16 protein-coding genes are annotated in these 15,318 nt (G+C 67.3%); 8 read left to right on the top strand and 8 right to left on the bottom strand.

All coding sequences use genetic code 11. The features are described from left to right. The gene (locus ACWEV3_RS17590) at positions 1–252 is read left to right on the top strand and encodes a glutaredoxin domain-containing protein (RefSeq protein ID WP_452614872.1); all 252 of its coding nucleotides are present in this window, start codon (positions 1–3) and stop codon (positions 250–252) included. Between the two features lie 303 nt (positions 253–555). Continuing rightward, a complete protein-coding gene (locus tag ACWEV3_RS17585; protein ID WP_452614871.1) occupies positions 556–1,338 on the top strand; it encodes a class I SAM-dependent methyltransferase in 783 nt (260 codons plus the stop codon). 201 nt (positions 1,339–1,539) lie between these two features. On the opposite strand, the gene ACWEV3_RS17580 is transcribed toward ACWEV3_RS17585, so the two are convergent. The 3 genes from ACWEV3_RS17580 to ACWEV3_RS17570 form a co-directional block, all read right to left on the bottom strand. After that, a complete protein-coding gene (locus tag ACWEV3_RS17580) occupies positions 1,540–2,001 on the bottom strand; it encodes a GreA/GreB family elongation factor (protein WP_452614870.1) in 462 nt (153 codons plus the stop codon). A gap of 333 nt (positions 2,002–2,334) precedes the next feature. Continuing rightward, positions 2,335–2,517, bottom strand: coding sequence for a hypothetical protein (locus tag ACWEV3_RS17575; RefSeq protein WP_452614869.1), 183 nt, complete (start codon positions 2,515–2,517; stop codon positions 2,335–2,337). A 181-nt stretch (positions 2,518–2,698) separates the two neighbouring features. Next, positions 2,699–3,517 (bottom strand): SAM-dependent methyltransferase, encoded by an 819-nt coding sequence (locus ACWEV3_RS17570; RefSeq protein WP_452614868.1) that lies wholly within the window; start codon positions 3,515–3,517, stop codon positions 2,699–2,701. Positions 3,518–3,755: 238 nt separating this feature from the next. On the opposite strand from ACWEV3_RS17570, the gene ACWEV3_RS17565 reads away from it, so the two are divergent. Further along, a complete protein-coding gene (locus ACWEV3_RS17565; RefSeq protein WP_452614867.1) occupies positions 3,756–4,451 on the top strand; it encodes a response regulator transcription factor in 696 nt (231 codons plus the stop codon). Continuing rightward, positions 4,444–5,535, top strand: coding sequence for a sensor histidine kinase (locus ACWEV3_RS17560; protein ID WP_452614866.1), 1,092 nt, complete (start codon positions 4,444–4,446; stop codon positions 5,533–5,535). The genes ACWEV3_RS17565 and ACWEV3_RS17560 overlap by 8 nt, the downstream gene beginning before the upstream one ends. A gap of 133 nt (positions 5,536–5,668) precedes the next feature. On the opposite strand, the gene ACWEV3_RS17555 is transcribed toward ACWEV3_RS17560, so the two are convergent. The 5 genes from ACWEV3_RS17555 to ACWEV3_RS17535 form a co-directional block, all read right to left on the bottom strand. Then, positions 5,669–6,253: a hypothetical protein gene (locus ACWEV3_RS17555; protein ID WP_452614865.1), complete on the bottom strand. Its 585-nt coding sequence runs from the start codon at positions 6,251–6,253 to the stop codon at positions 5,669–5,671. Between the two features lie 58 nt (positions 6,254–6,311). Continuing rightward, a complete protein-coding gene (vanX, locus tag ACWEV3_RS17550; RefSeq protein ID WP_452614864.1) occupies positions 6,312–6,920 on the bottom strand; it encodes a D-Ala-D-Ala dipeptidase VanX in 609 nt (202 codons plus the stop codon). Further along, the gene (gene vanA / locus ACWEV3_RS17545) at positions 6,917–7,957 is read right to left on the bottom strand and encodes a D-alanine--(R)-lactate ligase (RefSeq protein ID WP_452614863.1); all 1,041 of its coding nucleotides are present in this window, start codon (positions 7,955–7,957) and stop codon (positions 6,917–6,919) included. The genes vanX and vanA overlap by 4 nt, the downstream gene beginning before the upstream one ends. Next, positions 7,954–8,943: a D-lactate dehydrogenase VanH gene (gene vanH, locus ACWEV3_RS17540; protein ID WP_452615013.1), complete on the bottom strand. Its 990-nt coding sequence runs from the start codon at positions 8,941–8,943 to the stop codon at positions 7,954–7,956. The genes vanA and vanH overlap by 4 nt, the downstream gene beginning before the upstream one ends. A 313-nt stretch (positions 8,944–9,256) precedes the next feature. Beyond that, entirely contained in the window at positions 9,257–10,240 is a 984-nt protein-coding gene (locus tag ACWEV3_RS17535) for a response regulator transcription factor (RefSeq protein ID WP_452614862.1), read from the bottom strand. Between the two features lie 284 nt (positions 10,241–10,524). Here ACWEV3_RS17535 and ACWEV3_RS17530 point away from each other — a divergent pair, with 284 nt between their 5' ends. The 4 genes from ACWEV3_RS17530 (at position 10,525) to ACWEV3_RS17515 (ending at position 15,272) form a co-directional block, all read left to right on the top strand. Then, positions 10,525–11,973, top strand: a complete 1,449-nt coding sequence (locus ACWEV3_RS17530) for an amidase (protein WP_452614861.1) — start codon at positions 10,525–10,527, stop codon at positions 11,971–11,973. 88 nt (positions 11,974–12,061) lie between these two features. Further along, on the top strand, positions 12,062–13,717 hold the full coding sequence (locus ACWEV3_RS17525; RefSeq protein WP_452614860.1) for an amidohydrolase: 1,656 nt from the start codon (positions 12,062–12,064) through the stop codon (positions 13,715–13,717). A 311-nt stretch (positions 13,718–14,028) separates the two neighbouring features. Next, positions 14,029–14,460 (top strand): ATP-binding protein, encoded by a 432-nt coding sequence (locus ACWEV3_RS17520; protein WP_452614859.1) that lies wholly within the window; start codon positions 14,029–14,031, stop codon positions 14,458–14,460. Continuing rightward, entirely contained in the window at positions 14,457–15,272 is an 816-nt protein-coding gene (locus ACWEV3_RS17515) for an RNA polymerase sigma factor SigF (RefSeq protein ID WP_452614858.1), read from the top strand. The genes ACWEV3_RS17520 and ACWEV3_RS17515 overlap by 4 nt, the downstream gene beginning before the upstream one ends. Positions 15,273–15,318 lie beyond the last annotated feature (46 nt).

Raw genomic sequence — 15,318 nt, 5'->3', positions numbered from 1 at the left:
ATGACGAAACAAACCGACCAGAGCCCCATTCGTGTCTATGGTCGCCCGGGCTGCCCTGACACCCAGCTTGCACTGCGCGTCCTCGATGACATGGGACGCACATACGAGTGGATCGACCTTGACCAGGATTCCGGGCGGTGGGACGAGGCCCTCGCCGCAAACGGCAACGTCCGCAAGGTTCCGACGGTGGTCTTCCACGGCGGGAGCGTCCTCGTCGAGCCAGACGAGAGGACCTTGCGCTCCGTCCGTTGACCCGTCGATCAGGTGCAGGCACCGGCAGGAATTCGGGCGGGGACCTCGATGTGATCGGCGTTTGAGGCCCCCGCGCTGGCGGACCCGCGGGCTGACGGGCGAGCACCTCTGAAGGCCGGCATCCGATTGAGCGAATTGGTAACCAATGAGCGCACGGCCGGTAATGGGCACGCCGGGTTCGGCTGGCGGCCCGAGGAAACGGACCAGTCGCGCGAGACCGGCACCCGGCCTCGGGCCGACCCAACCGGGCGAGGGCAAGAAGCACAACGCCGCGCTGATCTGCCTCGTCGATAGGGTGTTCGCGTGAAACAGGACGAACGGCTCCGCCACGCCTCGTCGTTCGGGGTGGCGGCGACCGCGTACGCCGCGCACCGCCCGGACTATGCGCAGGCCGCGGTGCGCTGGGCGCTCGACGAGCCGGCGCCCGGCTTGCGGGTGCTCGACCTCGGTGCCGGAACCGGCAAGCTCACCGCCACGCTGGTTGCGGTGGGCGCCGACGTCACCGCGGTCGAGCCCGACCCGGCGATGCTGACCGAGCTGCGTCGCGCACTGCCGGATGTCCGTGCACTGCCGGGGAGCGCCGAGGCGATACCGTTGCCGGCTGCGTCCGTCGATGCTGTGCTGGCCGGCAACGCTATGCACTGGTTCGACATGGCCGTCGCGGGACCCGAGATCGCCAGGGTACTGGTGCCGGGCGGCATCCTGGCCGGCCTGTGGAACGTCATGGACGACCGGGTCGACTGGGTTGCCGGGCTGGCGCGGGTCAGCGGGAGCGCGGCCATCGGCCCGCGTGACACGCCCACCAGTTGGCGCGTCGAGACGGCCGACGCACACCTGCCCAAGACGGGCGGGGCCGCCCGGTTCGGCTCGCCGGAGCAGGCCGAGTTCCCGCACGGGCAGCGCCGCACCGCCGACTCTCTCGTTGCGACACTGGCAACGCGGGCGGGGATGCTGGTCATGCCGGAACAGGAACAAGAGATCACGCTCGGCCGGATCCGCGCTTTCCTTGCGGGCAAACCGGAGACTGCGGACGGTGAGTTCACCCTCCCGATGCTGACCTGCGTGCTGCGCGTCCGGCGGCTGTGAAAGGCTCGCGGCGGACGCCGTGAACCCCACTACGGGTGACCTGGATCGTCAGCCTGCCCGCGTGGAGCGGGTGCGTTTGCTCGGCCATGGCGCCAACCGCTCGCATATCGAGGAGCATGTTTCCCGCGCGACGCTGCCCTCCCAGGACCACGGCCGCCCGTCACGTGCCGGTGGCGCGGTCCCGTGCTGTTTTCCGGGCGTCTACGGACGGTGGTGCCCGTGGGGTACCGCCCGCAGGAGCGTTACTCGCGCCGTCCCACCATTGGGCACGCTGTACGTCCGTTGCTCGCCCTGTCTGGCCCCGGACAGGGCGGCCCCGAGGGGTGACTCGGGCGAGTAGACCGCAAGCCCGTCGAGGTCGGCTCCATCACGCGTACCGAGCAGGAACGTTTCGGTCTCGCCGTCGTCGAAGCGGACGGTGAGGACCATGCCGGGCTCGGCGACCCCGTCGTCCGGTGGTGCTTCACCGACCACCGCGTTGTACAGCAACCCCTGGATCTCGCGGATGCGGGCGCGCCGACGCCCCTCATCCACGAACTCGCTGTCGACCGTGCCATCGCCACGTTCAGAACCAGCGGAGCGGTGGGCGAGCAGTTCTCCGAGCTCGTCCCGCAACCGGTCGTAAGCATCCTGGGTCAACCAGCGGCGTTGAGTAGTGGTCATGGTATTCCTCTGTGTCGATCGATTGGTTTGGTCGCGGATCGCTCACCGCCGAAATGCCTTCGGCGGTGAGAGAGGTGGCGGTGGCTTGCCCGAGCGAGGCCGGTGTTGATCAGGGATGTCCCGGGTGCGTGGCGGCGCGTGCATCGCAGCCCGTGTCCGCTTCGTTGATCAACGTTCCGCGACGCGGATGAAGCCGGAACATGTCTCGGTGCGGTAGCGCGTGCAGGCGCGCAGTGCCGGAGCCGGCGGTCTGTTCAGGGCTTGCTGATCTTGGTGGTACGCAGACTGCGAATTACCGAAGAGCCGCGGTGCTGTATTAGCCGAGAGGGGCGGTCACCGCCGGTTGCGCGCCTGTTCGGACCAGTTGGTCGCATGGTTGGCCGGGCGTGCGCCGGTCACGAACGCGATCCGCGGACCGCGACGGGCGTCTTCGATATCGCCGACCATGACCAGCCCTCCCGTGATTCGACGCAACCGCTCCATGCCGAGGATGGCCGAGGCTTGGGCCGTGCCCATTGTCGTGAGCGAACAAATATCCGATCGATCTTGTCTGTTTTCTCCACTCGTCAGAGCCGGGGGATGTGCTCTTCGCACGCCTTGCGCACCCCGCAACGCTGGAGAGGACCCAGGCATCAGCTCGAGCGCTGGGAACTGCGCCGCATGTGGCTCCGGCCCCGGGCCGCACAGCGGGCTTGGCTCAGGGCTTGCGGGAGATGGCGCCGTACATGGCGATGTCGGCCTCCGGGACGGCGAGGCCGGCGTCGGAGTCCGGGCGCCACTTGTGCATCTGGACGATCCCGGGTTCGACCAGTTCGAGGCCGTCGAAGAATCGGGCGGCCTGGGCCCGGGAGCGCCAGCGCAGGGTCTCGCCGTGCTCGTGGTAGGTCCGGCGGACCTCCGCCAGCATCTCCGGGGCGAAGTCGTCGGTGGCGATCGTGGCGGCCAGGTAGCTGCCGGAGGGCAGCACGTCGATGATCCGCCGCACGACGTCCAGTGCCTCGTCGTCGTCTTCGATGAAGTGCACGACCGCGATGAGCATCAGCCCGATCGGCCGGCTCGGGTCCAAGGTCTCGCGGAACTCCTGGGAGGCCAGGATCGTGTCCGGGTCGCGCAGGTCGGCGTCCACGTAAGCAGTGCAGCCCTGCTTGGTGCTGGACATCAGCGCGCGGGCGTGCACGAGCACGATGGGGTCGTTGTCGGTGTAGACGACGCGGGCCTCCGGCCGCACCTCCTGCACGACCTCGTGCAAGTTCGGTGAGGTGGGAATGCCGGTACCGATGTCCAGGAACTGGTCGATGCCGCACTCGGTGGCCAGGTAGCGGCCGGCGCGGTGCATGAATTCGCGGTTGGCGCGCATGTGCACTGGAAGCGCGGGCCAGACCTGCTTGGTGGCCTCCGCGGCAGCCCGGTCGACGGCGTAGTTGTCCTTGCCGCCCAGGATGTAGTCGTAGATCCGCGCGCCGTGCGCCCGGTCGGTCCGCAGGTCGACGCTGGCGTGCCGAATCTCGTCGCTCATCGTGTTCCTCCCGATCGCAACCTCTGTGCTTCCAGCGATCAACATCGTCGTCCACGGATCCGATGGAGAGCTGTGCCTGCCCGAGAAGCAACTCTACCGGCGCGGTCTTTCACTCGTCGCAGCCTGTGATCAGGCAATGCGACGGCGGCGCTTGTCCCTGGAAGCTCGACTGCGAGAACTGCGAGAAGTGCGGTTTTCGATACGCCGGCGATATCCGCCCGCTCCTACGATTGAGCGCATGCGTGTGCTGGTTGTCGAGGATGAGCCCTACATGGCCGAGGCCATCCGCGATGGACTGCGCCTGGAAGCGATCGCGGCCGACATCGCCGGAGACGGCGACACCGCTCTGGAGATGCTGAGTATCAACGCCTACGACATCGCCGTCCTCGACCGCGACATCCCCGGGCCCTCCGGCGACGAGGTTGCCGAACGCATCGTCGCTTCAGGCAGCGGCATGCCGATCCTGATGCTCACCGCTGCGGACCGGCTGGACGACAAGGCTTCCGGGTTCGAGCTCGGTGCCGATGACTACCTCACCAAGCCGTTCGAGCTGCAAGAACTCGTGCTCCGCCTCAGAGCCCTCGACCGCAGGCGTGCCCACAGCAGGCCGCCAGTGCGGGAGCTCGCCGGCCTGCGGCTGGACCCGTTCCGCCGCGAGGTCTACCGGGACGGCCGGTACGTCGCGCTCACCCGGAAGCAGTTCGCGGTGCTCGAAGTCCTCGTGGCCGCCGAAGGCGGTGTCATCAGCGCCGAAGAGCTCCTGGAACGGGCTTGGGATGAGAATGCCGACCCGTTCACCAACGCCGTGCGCATCACGGTATCCGCACTGCGCAAGCGGCTCGGCGAACCCTGGCTGATCGCCACGGTGCCTGGCGTCGGCTACCGCATCGACACGGGACCGGACGCCGGGAGCGAGGGAGGCGAATGTGGATAGGGCGCCGGGGTTGAGCGTTCGTCTCAAGCTCACCTTCAGCTATGCCGGCTTCCTCATGCTGGCCGGCGCCGTGCTGCTCGGGGCGTTTGCGGGGTTCCTGGGCGACTACCGGGAGAGGGCACAGGACGCCGGCGAGGTTGTGATCGCGCCTTCGGGCACCGAGCTACTGCGTGACTTCGCGCCGGCGGCCGCCGGCGCGATTGTGTTCCTCCTGGTGTTCGGTCTCGCCGGAGGGTGGATCCTCGCTGGGCGGATGCTGGCCCCGCTGACCCGCCTCGCCGATGCTACGCGTACGGCTGCGAGGGGTTCGCTCTCTCACCGGATCGAGTTGGAGGGGCGCCAGGACGAGTTCCGGGAGCTCGCTGACGCCTTCGACGGCATGCTCGCGCGGCTCGAAGCGCATGTCGCCGAACAGCAGCGCTTCGCAGCCAACGCTTCCCACGAGCTGCGTACTCCTCTTGCGATCACGCAGACCCTGCTCGACGTCGCTCGCAACGATCCGAACCGGGAAAGCAGCGAGCTCGATGAACGCCTCCGCGTCGTCAACGCCCGAGCGATCGACCTCACCGAAGCACTGCTGCTGCTCAGCCGCACTGACCAGCGCTCCTTTTCCCGAGGTGACGTCGACTTGTCGCTCATCGCGGAAGAAGCCACCGAAACACTCCTCCCGCTTGCCGAGAAGCACGGCGTCGTCATTGAAACCTCCGGGGACATCACCCCGGCCATCGGGTCCCATGCGCTCCTGCTGCAGTTGACCACGAACCTCCTGCACAACGCAATCGTCCACAACCTGCCCGAATGCGGCACCGTTCAGGTCAGCACCGCTGCCGGTCCCGAGGACGCCGTGCTCACGGTCGAGAACACCGGCGACAAGCTCAGCCCGCACGTGGTCTCCACCCTCACCGAACCGTTCCAGCGCGGCACCGATCGCGTCCGCAGCGACCACGTAGGTGCCGGCCTCGGTCTGGCGATCGCCAAGAGCATCACCCAAGCGCACGACGGAACGCTCTCGCTCAGCCCGCGCGCCGGCGGCGGGCTCTGCGTCACGGTACGACTACCCGCGACGGCTCGGCAGGTCACGTAGGAAGCGGCACGAGATCCCAGCTTCGCCGGCGTACCCGCGAACACATGCGCGTCGGCGAAGTTCATCGCGGGCTCGATGTGCCCTGCCGAATGGCCACCAGCGACGACGACGCGCGGTGGCGGCTCGCCTGGCATCACGATGTCCCCCTGATCAAGATTCCCCGGTTCGCGTGAAACCGCTCGAATGCATGCACGGGTAGTGATGCGGAGTCTGAATTGTGGGAGTAGCCCGACGGATTGTGGAACCGCACTACACCGTCATCGACCGCGTAGACCAGCACGAGGTGGCCTCCACGTTGGGGCTCGTGGGTGTTCGGGTCGCGAATCTCAGGTGATACGGACGCGATCATGACCTGTCCGGGTCGCACCTCTCGGCTGGATACGTGGATGGGCGTGTGCTCGACCAGTTCGCAGTGAAATCCGAACTGCGAGCTGACCCAGGCCATGAACGGCCGGTAGATGAGTCCTCGGACCTTTCCGGAGGGCTCCACCACGTAGCAGCCCCAGTCGAGGGCCAGCGCGAGGAGTTCGCCCATCGGCAGCCGGATGTCGGTCCATCCCCGGAGCAGCGACTGCAGGCACGCCAGACCGCAGACCTTGCGGGACCAGAACAGGTATTCCTCGCTTGAGCGGTATCCGTCGGAGGCCCAGTCGTGCAGTCGCGATGGATCGGTGCCACCCAAGAAGACCTCCAGCCCCGATAGGCCGGTGCGCCGCATGACGACCTCGTCGTTGCGTTCCAGATGTCCCCACTGCGAGATGCAATGGAGACTCCGATCACGTGATGGGAAAGTCGAAGTAGACATCAGGATGGGGCTCGTTCCTCAGCGTGTAGTGCCACCATTCGCAGTCGTACCGATCGAATCCGCAGTCCTCCATGATGGAACGGAGATGCTCGCGGTTCTGGGCCTCGGTCGGCGTGATTCCCCGGGCTCGATGACGTGAGATCGGGTCCATGAGGTCGTGGTCGCCACCCATGGGAGCAAGCTCACCGGTGGCGAGGTGGTAGAGGGTCAGGTCGACGGCGCTGCCCCTGCTGTGGCCCGACTTCGCGGCCACATATCCGTTCTCGAACATCTGGGGCCGGTCGATGTTCGGGTAGTGCCGCAGTTTGGTCCGGCCATCCTCGGGCTGTTCCGACCAGCGCAGGAAGCAGTCGACGGCGCGTTGGGGGCGATACCCGTCCCAGAGAAGCAGCCCGAAGCCGAGGGAGGCCGCCTTCTCGCGTGCTTGCTCCAGGGCCGCGCACAGGGACCGGGTGCCGACGATGCGATTCGCGAGATAGCCGTCCACGGGCTTGCCGGTGAAGTTGTCCCAGGTGGCGTACTTGGCATCCCAGCGGACGCCCGGCACCCAATCGTCAACGTAGACGAAGTCGTCGTTCATCGCTTCTTCCCGTGCAGCGTCATCGAGATGAGCCGGTCGATCAGATCGGACAGCGGCACCCCTGCGGCGGCCATCATCCGCGGGTAGCGGCTGTAAGACGTCATGCCGGGCATGGTGTTGACCTCGTTGAGGACCACCCGCCCGTCGTCGGTGAGGAACATGTCGACGCGGGCAAGTCCCTTGCAGCCCAGGGTGCGGTAGATGGTCTTGGCGGTCTTTTGGACGAGCCGGCGCGATTCGTCGGAGATGTCGGCGGGAACGATGAAGGTCGAGTTCTCCGATCCGGTCTCGGGTGAGTCCTCCTGGTGGATTCTGAAGAATCCGTGCGAGAGGTCGACGCGGTCCACCTCGCCCACGATCAGGCCGTGCAGTTCCCCGAGGACCGCGCAGCCGATCTCGCCGCCGGCCACCGCCTCCTCGATCAGAACCCTCGAGTCGTACTGTCGCGCTGCGCTCAGCGCGTTCGGCAACTCGTCTTCGCCGGTGACTTTGCTGACGCCGAACGATGAACCTGATCGAGCCGGCTTCACGAAGACGGGATAGGGGAGACGGTCGGGGTCGACCTCCTCGTTCTCCGCGACGACCCAGAAGTTCGGCGTGGCGATTCCTGCGCTCTTGGCGACGGTGTAAGCCAGGGACTTGTCCATGCACACGGCCGAGCTCTGGATGTCGCAGCCGACGTAGGGGATGCCGGAGAGGTCCAACAAGCCCTGGATCGCGCCGTCCTCGCCGAGCTTGCCGTGAAGCACGGGAAAGACGACGTCGAGGCGTCTCGCCTCATAGCCCTCCTGCCCCATGACCAGCAGGCCGTGCACACTTCGGGCGGGTGACAGCATGGCTGGACGAGCGCTGCCATTCTCCCAGTCCGCGCCAGGGCCGTCACAGAGCTTCCAATCGCCGCCCGTGGTGATGCCGATCCAGAACGGTTCGTACTTCTCGGTGTCGAGGTTCCTGGCGACCTCTTGCGCCGATTTGACGGAGACGGGATGCTCTTCGGACGCGCCACCGAAGATGATTCCGACCTTCAACCTGCTCATTTTGTTCTCCCGCTCTCGAAGTTCAGGCAGTTGATGAGGCTGTTCTCGACGGTGTCTTTCAGGGCGTGGTCCGTGTAATAGGCGGAGTGCGGGCTGATCAGCACATTCGGCAGGCGCTGCAGCCGCACCAAGGCCTCGTTCTCGATATGCCTGTTCCGGCAGTCGGCGTAGAAGATGCCTTCCTCGCCTTCGAGGACATCCAGCGCCGCACCGCCCAACCTGCCGCTCTCCAACGCCGACAGGAGAGCCTCGGTATCGAGCAGCGGGCCGCGCCCCGTGTTGACGACGTACGCGCCGGGCTTCATCCGCTCGATGCGATGACGATCGAGGAGATGATGGGTGTCCGCGGTGAGCGGGGTATGGAGCGTGACGATGTCGCTCTGCTCGATCAGTTCGTCGAGCGGTACGTAGTCGACCGAGGCTTGATGCCGGCTGTCGTGAGCCAGCACGCGGCAGCCGAAGCCTCGCAGCCGGTCGATAACCGCTGTGCCGATGCGGCCTGTTCCGATCACCCCGACGGTCAGGTCCCGCAGCTCCTTGCCGCGAGTGTCGCTCAGCCGGTAGTCATGAGCGTCGGTGCGGCGGATGGTGGATTTCGCGTGGCGCACGGCCATCAGCATCAACATCAACGTGCAGTCGGCCACGCTGTCCGGTGAGTAGGCGACGTTGCCCACCGAGATGCCGACGCGCTCGGCGTACTCCAGGTCGATGTGGTTGTAGCCGATGCTTCTGGTGGAGATGTATTCCACCCCGGCCTTGCTGAGCGCCAGAAGCGTGGGATTGGTGATCTGAGTCTTGTGGTTCACGCTGATGCATCGGTTGCCACGTGCCAGTTCAGCGTTGTTCTCGCAGACGGCGGCCTCCGTGGTGGTGGGCGACAATCCGAGGCGTGGCCCTATCTCCTGGAACAAGGCGGCTTCGTCCTGGCCGCATCCGAAGACCGCGAGTCCTGTCGTCGGGATGGACGAGGGAGATGGCTCGGCCATCGTTCGGGCGCGACGGTCCGTGGTCGCTTCGCCGTAGATCAGACCCAATTCGCTGGAGGCCATGTCCCAAGTCAAGACAGCGCCGTGTTGTCAGCACGTATGCGATTTTCGATACGCGGACGATATGCCGCCCCGGGCTGCCGGGTCACGCGAGCGCAGCGGCGGCGATCTCGTCGAGGCGCGCCGCGCGGGAAGCCTTGACGAGCACCGCACAGCAACCATCCTATGTGGAAACATTAGGCTTTCCGGCGCGCAGGAACGAGGGCCCGGATTCATCCCGCAACGGGCACGAAACCGGGCGCTGCCCTCGCAGTCAGTGATTCGCGGCCCGCAGGGCGTCAACAGTGTCGAGCTCGCGCTCGAAGGCGGTGCGGGCGAGCGCGGTGCGATTGGGGCGATCGAGCTTGATGAGCAACGACTCGACGTGGCTTCGTACCGTGCGGACCGCGATGCCCAGCGCCTGGGAGATCCGTTCGTTGGACCATCCCCGGGCGACCAGGCCGACCACGTCGAGTTCACGGCTGGTGAGGCAACCGAACGCCGCAACTCGGCCGAACCGGACGAGAACCGCGCCGGGGTGGCGCACCGCTCGGACGTGCCACCAGGTGCCGTCGGCGGCACGGTGGTGAAAGCCGACGTGGCCCGCCGCACTGGCGACGGCGGATCGCACGGCGAGGTGAAGTTCGGCACTGGTGAGCGGCACGTCTCCAAGTTCTCCGGCCCGGACCTCGACCAGGTCGTGCGTGATCCGGAGGACCACGTCGGCCACGGTGTCACCGGCTTCGGCGCCGGGGTCGATGAGCCCGGCGAGATCGTGCGACAGCATCATCAGCGCCAGCCGTGACTCGTCGTCGAGCGGTGTGGCGTGTGTCGAGCTCATCGCGACGAAGCCCGGAATCGCTGCACCGGTAGCCGACGGCGCCAACGGCAGGGTCATCCCTTCGCGAAACCGGTTGGGCAGTATCGCTTCTCGGTACGTACGGGTCTCGCGGAGGTCGAACGGCACGTCCACGAATCGCAGGGGAGTGCCCCGTCGCACCGCGAGCCGGTGGACCGGGCACGTCCGGCTGTACGTCGTCGTGATGTAGGCGAGGGTCTCCGCCGTGTAGCCGAGGTTGACGAGGGCGGTGTGCGTGGTGCCACCGGCACGCGGAAGTCCGCAGGCGACCAGCGCGACGCAGTCGAAACCGAGCTTGTCACGCACGGCGCGGAGGGGGACCTCGATGGGTAGGTCACCGCGGCTTGCGGCGCGGATCTCCCCGGCGAGCTGAGCCCACCACCGTACGTCCGCGGCCATTCCGAACCTCCGTTACCGGTCGGATCCTGACGGCGGACACACGGCGGTGTCAAGCGCGGGAAACGTGTTGTAGAGCGATATCGGCACTCGATCGACGTCGGACTCGACGCGGTCGTGTCCCTGCTCGACGAGCCTGCCTCCTGCCCGGTGCCCGCGGCCGGAAGCACATCCGAGGCGCGGGGGGAACGGCTCTTCGGCCGATGTACGGCACCTCACAGCCTCGTAGCTTTCCGGGGGCTTGGCCGGTCGACGAGCCACACCCGGCACGGCAGAGGGAGAGCTTGATGCACATCGACGAATACACCGCCCTCGACGCGACGGCCCTGGCCGCGGTCATCGCATCCGGGGAGATCAGCGCCGACGAGGTCACCGCACTGGCGACTGCAGCTATCGACCGGGTGGACGAGGAAGTGAACGCGGTCGCCGAAGGACCCTTCGACCGTCCGCTCGACTACGCCGCCGACGGCCGGTTCGCCGGCGTTCCGTTCGCGATCAAGGACATCGTCTGCCACGCGGCAGGGGTGCCGACGCGCATGGGGACGCGCCTGCTCGGCGAGGGTTTCGTGCCTCCGGCGGACACGCATCTGATGGCACGCTTCCGTGCGGCCGGCCTGGCGACGCTGGCCGTGACGACGACCCCGGAGTTGGGGTTCAACGGCAACTCCGAGGCACTGGCCTACGGTTCGACGCGCAATCCGTGGAACCCCGCCCACAGCGCCGGCGGGTCCAGCGGCGGCGCGGCGGTGCTCGTCGCCGCGGGGGCGATCCCGATCGCGCACGCCAACGACGGCGGCGGATCCATCCGGGTGCCCGCCGCCTGCAACGGACTGGTCGGGCTGAAGCCCGGCCGAGGTCGGGTGCCCGTGGGGCCGGACTCGGCCGAGGCGCTCTACGGGATGGGCGCCGAGCTCGCGGTGACCCGCACGGTCCGGGACACCGCCGCACTGCTCGACGAGGTGGCCGTGAGCTATCCGGGTGATCCGTACGTCATCGCCCCGCCCGCGCGCCCATGGGTCGAGGAGGTGGGCGCCGACCCGGGGCGGCTGCGGATCGCCGTGCACACCGAGTCCTGGGCGGGCAGCTACGTGGACCCGGAGGTGGCCGGGGCGGTCGATGCCGTCGCCAGGGTGCTCGAAGCGGCAGGGCACGACGTCGAACGCCGGACGCCGGACATCGAGTGGGAGTCGTTCCTGAACGCGAACCACGTTCTGTGGTCGTCCTTCCTGGCCGGATCCGTCGCCAGGATCGAGGCATTGACCGGCGCAACGGCCGGCCCGGAGAACCTCGAACGCACCACGTGGGCCTGCGTCGAATACGGCCGCACGGTCAGCGGGATCGACCTCGGCAACGCCCTGGCGGCTGTCAACACCGTCTCACGCGAGGTCGGCCGGTTCTTCACGGAGTACGACCTCCTGCTGACGCCCACCATGAACACCCCCGCACCGCTGCTGGGCCACCTCGACGCGAACGCGGACCTCAGCGCGTTCGAGTGGACCACGCGGATCTTCGACGCCTGCTCCTTCACCCCGCTGTTCAACCAGACCGGCACTCCCGCGATCAGCCTGCCGCTCGCCCAGTCCGCGCAGGGTCTGCCCATCGGTGTCCAGCTGGCCGGTCCGGCCTGTTCGGAAGCAATGCTGTTGCGGGTCGCCGCCCAGCTGGAGGACGCGATGCCGTGGGCGGACCGGCGTCCCGCCGTCCACGCGGCCACCCTCATGTCCCCCGCCACGTAGGCACCCGATCACCAAATCACCGGCAACACCCCCTACTCCTGCGAGAGACGAGCATCCCGACACGCTGTCGGGTTGCGTGGAGGACGCTATGACGAACACACCCGATCTGATCATCGTCAATGCCAACGTGTTCACCGGCGATGCGGCGGGAACCACGGCCGAGGCATTCGCCGTCGCCGGCGGCGTGTTCACCGCCGTCGGAAGCTCCGAGGAAATCATGCGCCTGGCCGGCCCGGAAACGGCCGTCCTCGACGCGGGCTGCAAGATGCTCATGCCGGGAATCTGCGACGTCCACATCCATCTCGGCCTGGGTGGGGCGGCCGCGGCGTGGGAGCTGCAGATTCCGCCGCACTACGGACCCGACGAGATCTGCGAAGCGATCGCGGCATGGGCGGCGGAACTGGGACCGGACGAGTGGATCGTCGGCGGGATCGTCGGTTCGTTGACGATGGAGAAGCTCGCGAACGTCGACATGCTCGCCAAACTCGACGAGGCGGCCGGCGGGCGTCCCGTGGTGCTCAAGGACGACACGATGCACAACAGGTGGGTCAACAGCGCCACACTCGAGGCGATGGGAGTCGAGGACGACTCCCCCGATCCCGAGGACGGTACGTGTGTTCGCGACGAAGCGGGCCGCCTCACCGGCGTCCTGTGGGAACAGGCGTCCCGGCTGGCGGAAGAGGCGTTCGTCGCGAGCATCAAGAACCCGGAGGAGCGGTACCGCGGCACGTTCGCGACCGCCGCGAAGCTGTGCAACCAGTACGGGGTCACTACCGTCTGCGAAGCCGCGACGATGGAGCCCGCACTGCGCACGCTGTCGAAGCTGGAGGCCGAGGGTGAACTCACCCTCCGGGTCATGGCATCCACAGTGGCGCGACCGCTGCTCGCGGAACCCGGAATCACCGGCAAGGAGCTGCTCTCGGTATCCGAGCAGTTCGGTTCCGAACTGCTCCACGTGGGATTCGTCAAAGTGTTCCTCGACGGCGTTCCCATGACGCGGACCGCCTCGATGCTGGATCCCTACCTCCCGCTCGGGTGCAACCACGGGCAGAGTTCCGGGGAATGCCTGTACGACCTGGACGGGCTCGTCGAGGAACTCGAGGAAGCGGTCTCCGCGGGACGCGGGGTGAAGATCCACGCGGCCGGGGACGGGTCGACGAGGATGGCTCTGGACGCGATCGCGATCATGCGCCAGCGGCACGGATCGCGGCCGATCTTCCACATCGCGCACAATCTCTTCATCGACCAGTCCGACGTGCAGAGGTTCGGCGAGCTGGGCGTCGTCGCGGACGCGTCGCCGTACCTGTGGTACCCGAGCATCATCCAGGACAGCCTGGCGACCTGCGTATCGGCCGAGACCATGAAGAAATCCTGGCCGCTGAGGGACCTCGTGGATTCCGGAGCCACTGTCGCGGCCGGTTCCGATTGGCCGGTCGCCCTTCCTGTTCCGCACCCCTGGACCGGGATCGAAACGATGGTCACCCGTGAGGCGCCGGGAGGAAGCGAGGAGGCGGTCAATCCCGAGCAGCGGCTCACCCTCCGTGAAGCGCTGATCAGCTTCACCCGGCACGCGGCCGAAGCGATGGGTCTCGGTGAGCGCGTTGGCAGCATCGAAGTGGGGAAGTCCGCGGATTTCATCCTCCTCTCCCAGAACCTGTTCGACATCGACCCCCGCAGGATCCACGAGACGGACGTGCTGGCGACCTACCTGCGCGGCACGCAGGTCTACGACGCGAACTCGTGACCGGTCCCCGACCGCTCGCCCCACGGACCCGGGCGATCGACACTGGCCGGTGCGGCGATCGGACCTCCGGGATCGGCGAGTCGCCGGGCCGCGAAGCCTCGCTGCGAGCCCATCGGTTCCGCGGTGCACGGCCGGACTCATCCCGATATGCCTCGGCCAAGCGGCCTTCAATCCCTCCACGGCCACCCGGAGGCGCCTTGAGCCGGCCACCTGCCGGCCTCGGGTGGGCGAATGTCGTTTGTTTGGTGGTGGGCGGCGCTGGGTAGGGCAGCGGCTGTGAACAACATGTGGAACCTGATGGAGCGTGCCAGATGAGCGTGTCATGGCAGCCCGTCCATTCGGGCGGGACCGCGACGACCTCCAGCGTGGTGGAGGTGCGGGCTGCGGCTCGGCCTGGCTCGTTGACGGTGATGCGAGTGGTGGCCGCCGATATCGCGATGCGTGCGGATTTCGACGTGGACGCGATCGCCGATGTCCGTTTGGCGGTGGAGGAGGCCTGTGCGTCGCTGGTCAAGCTCGCGGCTCCGGAAGAACCGTTGGTGTGCCGATTCCGCACTGATGACTGCCGGATGGCGGTCACCGCCGAGGTGACCAGCGCACATCCGGTCGGGCCGAGCACCGCAACGTTGAGTTGGCGGGTGCTCACCGCGCTTGCGGACTCGGTGACCAGCGAGGTCTTGCGGCCTGCGCATTGCAGGCCGCTCGTGCGCATCGAGATGACCAAGGAGGTGGACACCGGGTGAGCGGCACCAAGCCCGAGGCCGGCCGAGGTGAGTACGACGCGCTGTTCCCGCTATTCATCAAAATGTCCACATTGGACAAAAATGATCCGGGATACGCTGCGGTGCGCGACGAGTTGGTTACCGGTCACCTGCCGGTCGCCGAGCACATCGCTCAGAGGTTTCGTCAGCGAGGCGAGTCCTACGAAGATCTCGTCCAGGTTGCCACCGTCGGTCTGATCCATGCCGTCGACCGATTCGACCCCGGCCGCGGGATCAGCTTCCTCTCCTTCGCGGTGCCCACGATCACCGGCGAGGTACGACGGCACTTCCGCGACACCGGGTGGTCGGTGCGCATGCCGCGCAGGCTGCAGGAACTGCACCTGGCTGTCTCGGGCGGGATATCCGCGTTGACCCAGGAGCTGGGGCGGGCCCCGACGCCCAGCGAGTTGGCCCGCCATCTCGACCTCGGTCTCGATGAGGTCCTTGAAGGCCTGGAAGCCGGTAATGCCTACCGCAGTTCCTCGCTGGACGAGCTGATCACCGACGACATCCCGCTGGCCGATGCCGTGGGCGTCGACGACGAGGAACTCGCCGAGGTCGACGACCGCGAAACGCTACGTCCATTGCTGGCCCAGCTCCCCGAGCGCGAGAGGCGCATCCTGCTCATGCGATTTTTCAAGGGCATGACCCAAACCCAGATCGCGCAGCAGATCGGCATCTCGCAGATGCACGTCTCCAGGCTTCTTGCCGGCACCTTGGCCCGACTGCGTCGACAGGCCATCCCGGCCGAACCCGTCGATGCCGCGCCGGCCACCAGGGCTGCGAGCGCCTGACCGCGAGCCCCGGTGGAGGACTCGGCGTCCGCAAGCAGCGGCGACG

Source organism: Saccharopolyspora sp. NPDC003752, assembly GCF_053605825.1.
The sequence above is the reverse complement of the archived record's forward strand: the minus strand, read 5'-3'. Positions and strand labels throughout refer to the sequence as shown.